The organism is Streptococcus cristatus (assembly GCF_003943505.1).
GTDB lineage: Bacteria > Bacillota > Bacilli > Lactobacillales > Streptococcaceae > Streptococcus > Streptococcus cristatus_E.
In genome coordinates this window covers 1-773 of record NZ_RJPS01000059.1, presented here as the reverse complement: position 1 = coordinate 773, position 773 = coordinate 1, and the positions used below count along the sequence as shown (strand labels likewise).

Here is a 773-nt window from a genome sequence, read left to right as displayed (position 1 = left end):
GGCCAGCAGGACAGTCGGCAGGGACAAGAGAGGCAGATTGTACTTGTAGCAGACAAAAGAGATGGTATAGAGATTCAAAATCATCATGACCGGATTATGGGTCACTAGAGCCAGTGGCAGGGAATTTTGAATCTTGTCACGCTTGAAGAACCAGAAGGACATGAGAGTTCCGTAGATATAGAGAAAGAGGAACCAGCCGATATTGTTCATAAAGAGGACATTGAGGAGTACAGAGACAGCTACGATAAAGCTGAGGGCAACAGCCAAGTCCTTCTTTTTCACTCGTCCAGATGGCAGAGCCCGATGAGGAAAGAGGCGTCGGTCGGTCTCGTAGTCCTTGAAATCATCCGCAATCCGCAGAATCATCAGAAAGACAAAAATCGTAAAAATCCCAATCAACTCCTGATGGTCAAAGTGAAACTTGGTCACTCCGTCATTGAGCAGAAGGACAAAATAAATCTCAAAAAACATGATGGCAGCCACAAAAAAGCGCGGCAGCAAAGGAAACATTTCCTTATAATAAACAGCTAATCGTTTAAACATAGCTTTTCTCCAATCTTTTCCCCCATTTGAATTTGGGTTTCTATTCCGAGGTCTGAGTAAGTCAGGATATCCTGATCCAAGCGAATCGTGCCTGCTGGATAGAGGACAAGAATGGTTGATCCACCCAGACCAAAGCAGCCCTTCTCCTGTCCTCTGACCAAACTGTCCTGACTGTGATTGTATATTCTTCCGACCAAGAGAGCCCCTACTTCCATCTGCAGGACAGGTCC

General features: G+C 45.7%; 2 protein-coding genes. Both read right to left on the bottom strand.

Annotated features, from left to right (window positions below):
- Window positions 1-543 (bottom strand): UbiA prenyltransferase family protein (locus D8792_RS10960; protein ID WP_514132995.1); only part of this gene is annotated, 543 nt, incomplete at its 3' end.
- A partial coding sequence (locus tag D8792_RS10955; protein WP_185758458.1) for a phosphatidylserine decarboxylase occupies window positions 528-773 on the bottom strand: 246 nt, incomplete at its 5' end. The genes D8792_RS10960 and D8792_RS10955, both read right to left, overlap by 16 nt.